Genomic DNA, 3,321 nt, shown 5'->3' with positions numbered 1-3,321 from the left:
GTGATGGTTGGCCAGTCCTTGGGTGGCGTGGCTCGTATCAGGCGGGCATTGGCGATCTGCCGGCGGCAGATCCGCGCAGAGCGCAACAGCCTGGTCAGCCGGTGATGGCTCGCCTGACGTCTCGTGCATGGGCGTGATGGAGGTGGTGAGGCCGCCCGGTGGTCTGGCGCGCGGACGCTCCGAGCTCCACCGATGAGTTCCGCCGGCCCGCCCGGTCTACCGGGACGTACCCGTCGCACTACTGACCTGGAGACCCGCCGTGACCACTCCCGCGCATCCCGGCCGCATGCTGTTCGTGAACATCCCCGTAGCGGACCTCCAGCGCAGCAAGGCGTTCTTCGCGAAGCTCGGGTTCGACTTCAACCCGAACTTCACCGACGAGACCGCCGCCTGCATGCTGGTCGGCGAACAGGCCAGCGTCATGCTGCTCAGCCACCAGAAGTTCGCGGAGTTCGCGAAGCTGCCCATGGCCGATCCCGCCACGCACACGCTGGCGCTCTACTGCTTCAGCGTGTCGTCCCGCGAGGAGGTCGACGCGGTCACTGAGGCCGCGCTGGCCGCGGGCGGCGTCGAGGCGGATGGCCGGGAGGACTACGGCTTCATGTGCTCGCGCAGCTTCTTCGACCTCGACGGCCACGGCTGGCAGGTCATGTGGATGGATCCGGCGGCGGCGCAGAAGGGCCCCGAGGAGTTCGCGACCTCGATGCCGGACGCCGACGCCCCGGCCTGACCTGACACCGGCGCAGGCCGGCGCCGCCCGCCCTTCTCCCGAAGCGGCGCGGCAGCAGGCCCTGAACGACGCTGGCCAGCCTCGGCCACATCCGGCGTTCTGACGGTGGCCAACAACCGCGATTCGCCAGCTCGGAATGGCCAAGTAGATCCGATCCCTACGACGGGTGTAGGGATCGCATCTCGTTGGCGAGCCGCCGACCCAGTTGGCGATTGGACGGCGAGCGACGCGGGCCTACTTGGCGAACCGCTGGTCACGGCCCTGCGCTCCTCCCGCTGTGCACCTGCTGGCGGTGCCAGCGCTCGCCAACAACGAGAACTGCCAGCACGGGCTCGCCATCCCCGCCCGATCCCTACACGGGTGGTGAAGTCGGCCCGGGGCGCGGTGCCGGTCTTTCGGCCGACCCGTTTCCCGAGCCGACTTCACCACCGGCATCGGGAGATGCCAGGGCGGCGGGTCCGCGGATGAAATCCACTCCCGTCCGCAGGCGAATGCGCCATGGATTGTGCCGGCCAGCTGCCGCGACACCGGTGTCGACGGAGGGCCCCGGTACGGACCTATTGTCGGCGGAGCTCTTCGGTTGGAGAGGGGACCGGTCTTTCTCGACGAGTTCGGCGAGTTTGGCGAGGGTCATGCGGGCCAGGGTGGCGATTTCGGCTTCGGCGGCGAGTATGGCGTCCGGGATGCCGTTGTGGGCAACGATGACGGCGGTGGCGCCTGCTGCGGCGTCGCTGAGGGTGGTCGTCGTCGTTATCGTGACGGCCGCTGGCGGGTCCTCGGTCCTCGAAGGCGAGCTGTTCGATGACCTGAGTGTCGGGGACGAGCCGCAGGAACCGGCCGTGGTAGATGCCGGTGCGGGTCGCGATGGTGGCGGTCTGGGTGCGCATCCCGGCTGGGGCCCGCCAGCGGGCGATCGCGTCGGGGTCGAGCAGCGCGCGGTAGAGTGCCGGCCGCGGCGCCAAGATGCGCCAGCTCACCTGCGTGGCGTGCACGTCTTCGACGGTAGGCAGGCGAGCGGGGCACGTCGCGGCGGGCGGACCGGGCTGGTCTCGTCGCGGGCCAGGCTGACGTGACCTGCATCATGACCGCCTGGGACAGCGAGTTGCTCTGGAACCGGCCTGCCACCAAAGGTGACGACATCTTTGCAGGTGGGAAGGTCTCGCCGCGCGATCGGGTTCGTGTGGCGATCCGGTGGACCGGCGCCGGGCCGCTCGTGACAGCGCCGAATCGGATTGTCACGTTTACGCAGATGGTGCAGCCTTGGGTGAAGTGCCCGTCACGCAAGGATGCGGAGACATCTGCGGCCTGGAGGGGGCCGCGCTGCGCGGCGGAACGGTCAGCACAGACCCGCCGGGTCTGTGGATCTTTCCGTGGGGGTTTGTATGACACTCGATGGGGAGCTGTCTGATCCTGATCGCCGCATCCTGCTGCACGATCTGAGGCTCACGCTGGCGCCTGAGTGGCTGCCGGACGTGCTGGTGGCCTTGTCACGTGAGCCGCTGTCGTACACCGGCCTGCTGGGCACGCTGCGGTCCTACGAGGTGGCCCGGGGGCGGCGGTGGGCGCAGCCGGTGGTGCGGGACTCGGTGTTGCACCGGACGTTGCGCTGGATGCAGGACCGTGGGCTGGTCGAGCACGACCGGGGGCAGGAGTGGCCCTTCACCGCCGTGTACCGGCTGACCCCGCCGGCGAGGGAGCTGGTCGGGCTGGTGCTGCCGCTGGCGGAGTGGGCCGCGGCGCATGAGGATCTGCTGGAGCTGGACCGGCGGATCTGGGCGGAGCGGCGCCGGCGTCGGAAGAGCGGCAAGAAGGGCCGCCGGTCGCGCTCACGCTGAGCGGCTGTCTCGCGGGTCCCGCATGAGCTCCTGGAAGAGGCGGTCGGTGTCCGCGGTGGGCTGCTGGTCGAGGTCGGCCAGCGCCTCGACCAGCTGGCCGTAGGTGACCGCGAGGGCGTCGTGGCGGCCGAGGCGGGCTTGGGTGCGCGCGATCTGGCAGTAGAGCTGCTCGTTGCAGGGGTCGAGGCGGCGCAGCGTGTCGAGCAGGTCCAGACGCTCGGGGGTGTCCTCGCCTACGGCGGCGAGGATGCTGGTCAGCGCGTCGGTCACCTGCCGGCGCAGATGCTCCCGGTGGGCCTCGGCCCAGGTGCCGGTGAGGTCCTTGGCGAGGTGGCCGGTGTACAGGCCGGCCAGCGGCAGGATCGCGGCGATCTCCTGCGCGGTCGTCGTGGCCCGCCGGCGCGCGGCGAGCGCGTCCTGGACCTGCCAGAGGTCGACGGTGAGCAGGTCGGCGCGTAGCCGCCAGCGGCCGTCGTCCTGCTCGAACACGTCGTCGATCGCCCCGCCGGTGGCGTTGCGCAGGGCGCGGCGCAGCGGGCTGAGCGCGGCGTAGAAGCGGTTGTCGATCCGGTGGCGGGGTTCGCCGTCGTCCGGCCAGACCGCCTCGATGAGGGTGTCGCGGTGGACCCAGCCGGCGTGAGCGGCGAGGTAGGCCACGAGCTCACGGCCTTTGATCCCGATGCCCTCGACGGTCTGGACGTCGCTGTCCGGCGTCGGCCGGTAGAACAGCTGCCACCTGCCGAACAGGGTGAGCAG

At 70.5% G+C, this 3,321-nt stretch carries 4 protein-coding genes; 3 read left to right on the top strand and 1 reads right to left on the bottom strand.

Annotation, left to right across the window (positions count from 1 at the left end; genetic code table 11):
- The first annotated feature begins 286 nt into the window (after nt 1–286).
- The 3 genes from AC08OP_RS23120 to AC08OP_RS23110 all read left to right on the top strand — a co-directional run bounded on the left by AC08OP_RS23120 (nt 287) and on the right by AC08OP_RS23110 (nt 2,565).
- Complete coding sequence (locus AC08OP_RS23120; protein ID WP_476616101.1) at nt 287–730, top strand: VOC family protein; 444 nt, start codon at nt 287–289, stop codon at nt 728–730.
- A 710-nt stretch (nt 731–1,440) separates the two neighbouring features.
- Complete coding sequence (locus tag AC08OP_RS23115; protein ID WP_476616100.1) at nt 1,441–1,803, top strand: hypothetical protein; 363 nt, start codon at nt 1,441–1,443, stop codon at nt 1,801–1,803.
- Nucleotides 1,804–2,112: 309 nt separating this feature from the next.
- A complete protein-coding gene (locus AC08OP_RS23110) occupies nt 2,113–2,565 on the top strand; it encodes a winged helix-turn-helix transcriptional regulator (RefSeq protein ID WP_476616099.1) in 453 nt (150 codons plus the stop codon).
- Here the strand turns inward: AC08OP_RS23110 and AC08OP_RS23105 are convergent.
- Nucleotides 2,557–3,321 (bottom strand): AfsR/SARP family transcriptional regulator (locus AC08OP_RS23105; RefSeq protein WP_476616098.1); only part of this gene is annotated, 765 nt, incomplete at its 5' end. The genes AC08OP_RS23110 and AC08OP_RS23105 overlap by 9 nt on opposite strands.

This window comes from Frankia sp. CeRuru1 (genome assembly GCF_977966315.1).
Note: the sequence above shows the minus strand (reverse complement) of the source record. Positions and strands in the feature narration are given on the sequence as shown.